Source organism: Rodentibacter rarus, from assembly GCF_001998965.1.
GTDB lineage: Bacteria > Pseudomonadota > Gammaproteobacteria > Enterobacterales > Pasteurellaceae > Rodentibacter > Rodentibacter rarus.
In genome coordinates, this window is the sequence record NZ_MLHJ01000157.1 from 1 (window position 1) to 2,969 (window position 2,969).

The 2,969-nt window shown below is 39.3% G+C and carries 3 protein-coding genes; all 3 read left to right on the forward strand.

Annotated features, from left to right (window positions below; all coding sequences use genetic code 11):
- The first annotated feature begins 27 nt into the window (after positions 1-27).
- The 3 genes from BKK50_RS12065 to BKK50_RS12075 are packed head-to-tail and all read left to right on the forward strand — an operon-like array spanning position 28 to position 2,917.
- The gene (locus BKK50_RS12065) at positions 28-753 is read left to right on the forward strand and encodes a restriction endonuclease subunit S (RefSeq protein WP_077418461.1); all 726 of its coding nucleotides are present in this window, start codon (positions 28-30) and stop codon (positions 751-753) included.
- An 8-nt stretch (positions 754-761) separates the two neighbouring features.
- Positions 762-1,301: a hypothetical protein gene (locus BKK50_RS12070; protein WP_077418463.1), complete on the forward strand. Its 540-nt coding sequence runs from the start codon at positions 762-764 to the stop codon at positions 1,299-1,301.
- Positions 1,302-1,303: 2 nt separating this feature from the next.
- Positions 1,304-2,917 (forward strand): type I restriction-modification system subunit M, encoded by a 1,614-nt coding sequence (locus tag BKK50_RS12075; RefSeq protein WP_077418465.1) that lies wholly within the window; start codon positions 1,304-1,306, stop codon positions 2,915-2,917.
- Positions 2,918-2,969 lie beyond the last annotated feature (52 nt).

The following is a 2,969-nucleotide window of genomic DNA, read 5'->3' on the forward strand; positions in this document are numbered from 1 at the left end:
TTGCATGATCATTAACACCAAGCCACAATGATTTGCAAGCAAGCAAGCAAGCAAGCAAGCAAGCAAGCAAGCAAGCAAGCAAGCAAGCAAGTAGTCTATCCTAAACTTAGATTTCCGCAATTTAAAAAATGTAAAGGTTGGGAGGTTGTTGAATTAGGGGATGTATTTGATTTTTTGCCAACAAACTCTTTATCTAGAGACAAGCTTGTGGAAGAAAATGGCTTAATTAGAAATATTCACTATGGGGATATTCATACTAAATTTTCTACCTTGTTTGATATAACAAAAGAAAATGTCCCCTTTATTTCTAGCGTATTTACAACAAAAATTAAAGAAAGTCATTATTGTCAAGAAGGTGATTTAATTATTGCAGATGCTTCCGAAGACTTAGATGATATTGGAAAAGCAATAGAAATTGTTAAGTTGAACAATGAAACTCTGGTTTCAGGCTTACATACTCTATTGGCAAGACCGATAGAAAGTTATTTTTCTACCGGGTTTCTTGGTTATTTATTCCAGGCAAATTTTATTAAAAAACAAATACAAATAGAATCTCAAGGAACAAAAGTTTTAGGCATTTCTGCAAAAAGATTAAATAATATTTTTGTTATATTTCCATCTAAAAAAGAACAACAAGCCATCGCCGATTGCCTGTCTTCGCTGGATCAGCTAATTAGCGAAGAAAACGAACAGATAGGTCGTCTGAAAACCCATAAAAAGGGGTTGATACAGCAGTTGTTCCCCAACATTTAGGAACTCATATGAATAATGCTCAAATAAAAATTACAACCTATAAAACCATGGGAGGACTTGCCAATAAAATTCGGGATGATTTAAATAATAAAGATTTTGTCTTGCGCTATGCTTACAATGGCACAGGTAAAACCTGCCTATCTATGGAAGTAAAAAAGCAAAACCAAAGGAAGAATAACAACCAAACCAACACCCTTTATTTCAACGCATATACCGAAGACTTATTTTATTGGAATAATGATTTTATTAACGAGGGACAAGAACCAAAATTACTACTCACTTCTGATTCAAAATTCTTCAGCGGATTGAAAGAACTCGCATTAGAAGAAAGAATTTCATTTTATCTAAATCGGTATGCAGATTTTTATTTGGCAGGTATTGACGATGAAGTATTGTATGCTCGCGCTTTGAACCTACTTAGTCATGGCAATCATTCTATTTATGAACCACGAGAAATGAATCAAGATAATAAGGATTTATTTAAAGAAATTTTTAGTAATTTCTTAGCTAAATACCATTTTCACTTACCTCAATTAATCGAGAAATAATCATGACCCAAGAACAATTAAACCAACTCGGCAAAACCCTGTGGGCAATCGCTGACCAATTGCGTGGGGCGATGAATGCCGATGATTTTCGTGACTATATGCTGTCGTTTCTGTTTTTACGCTATTTGTCCGATAACTACGAGCTTGCTGCGCAAAAAGAACTGGGTAGGGATTATCCACAGTTGACAGATGATGACAAACGCACGGCGCTTGCGCTGTGGTATGCCAATAATGAAGATGTTGTCGCCGACTTTGAAAAACAAATGCGGCGCAAGGTGCATTATGTGATTAAGCCCGAATTTTTGTGGGGCAGTATTACCGAGCTGGCGCGTATTCAAAGCAATAAGTTATTAAATACCTTACAGGACGGCTTTAAATATATCGAAAACGAATCCTTTGAAAGCACCTTTGCCGGCTTGTTTTCCGAAATCAATCTGAATTCGGAAAAGCTGGGCAAAAATTATACAGAGCGCAATGACAAGCTGGTACAAATCGTAAAAAGAATCGCTGAAGGTATCAGCGAATTTTCCACCAGCAGCGATGCTTTGGGTGATGCTTATGAATACCTGATCGCCCAATTTGCCTCAGGTTCGGGAAAAAAAGCGGGGGAATTTTATACGCCACAGCAGGTTTCCACGATTTTGTCACGTATCGTTACTTTAGACACCCAAAACCCTGCCACCGGCAAAAAGAAAAAACTGGACAATGTGCTCGATTTTGCCTGCGGTTCGGGTTCTCTGCTGTTAAACGTGCGCCATCAAATGGCAGAAGATGGTGGAACAATCGGCAAAATCCACGGGCAGGAAAAAAACATCACCACCTATAACCTGGCACGCATGAATATGCTTTTGCACGGTATGAAGGATACGGAATTCACCATTCACCACGGTGATTCGCTGTTAAACGATTGGGATATGCTCAACGAAATGAATCCGGCGAGAAAGCCGCTATTCGATGCCATCGTTGCCAATCCGCCGTTTAGTTACCGCTGGGAACCGAAAGAGGATTTGGTAAATGATTTCCGCTTTAAAAGCTATGGACTTGCGCCCAAGTCTGCGGCGGATTTCGCCTTTCTGCTGCACGGTTTCCATTTTTTAAGCGACAACGGCACAATGGCCATTATTTTGCCGCATGGCGTATTGTTCCGTGGTGGTGCGGAAGAAAAAATCCGCAAAAAACTGCTGCAAGACGGCAATATCGATGCAGTTATCGGCTTGCCTGCCAATCTGTTTTATTCCACAGGGATTCCCGTCTGCATTTTGGTGTTGAAAAAATGCAAAAAGGAAGACGATGTTTTGTTTATCAACGCAGCCGATGGTTTTGAAAAAGGCAAACGCCAAAACCGCCTGACGGTCGAACATATTGATAAAATCGTTGATAGCTACCAATACCGCAAGGAAGAACAAGGCTACACCCGCCGTGTTTCTATGCAGGAAATCGAAGATAATGACTACAACTTGAATATTGCCCGCTATGTCAGCAATACACCTGCTGAAGCAGAAATTGATTTGGCTGCTAATCATCAGGTTTTGATGGATTTAGATAGAAAAATCAAGGAAGCAACAGCAAAACATAATATGTTTTTAAAGGAATTAGGGTTGCTACCTTTACCGTAGGTAACACAAAAAGTGCGGTCAAAATCCATTAAGAATTTTCGGTATTATGCAG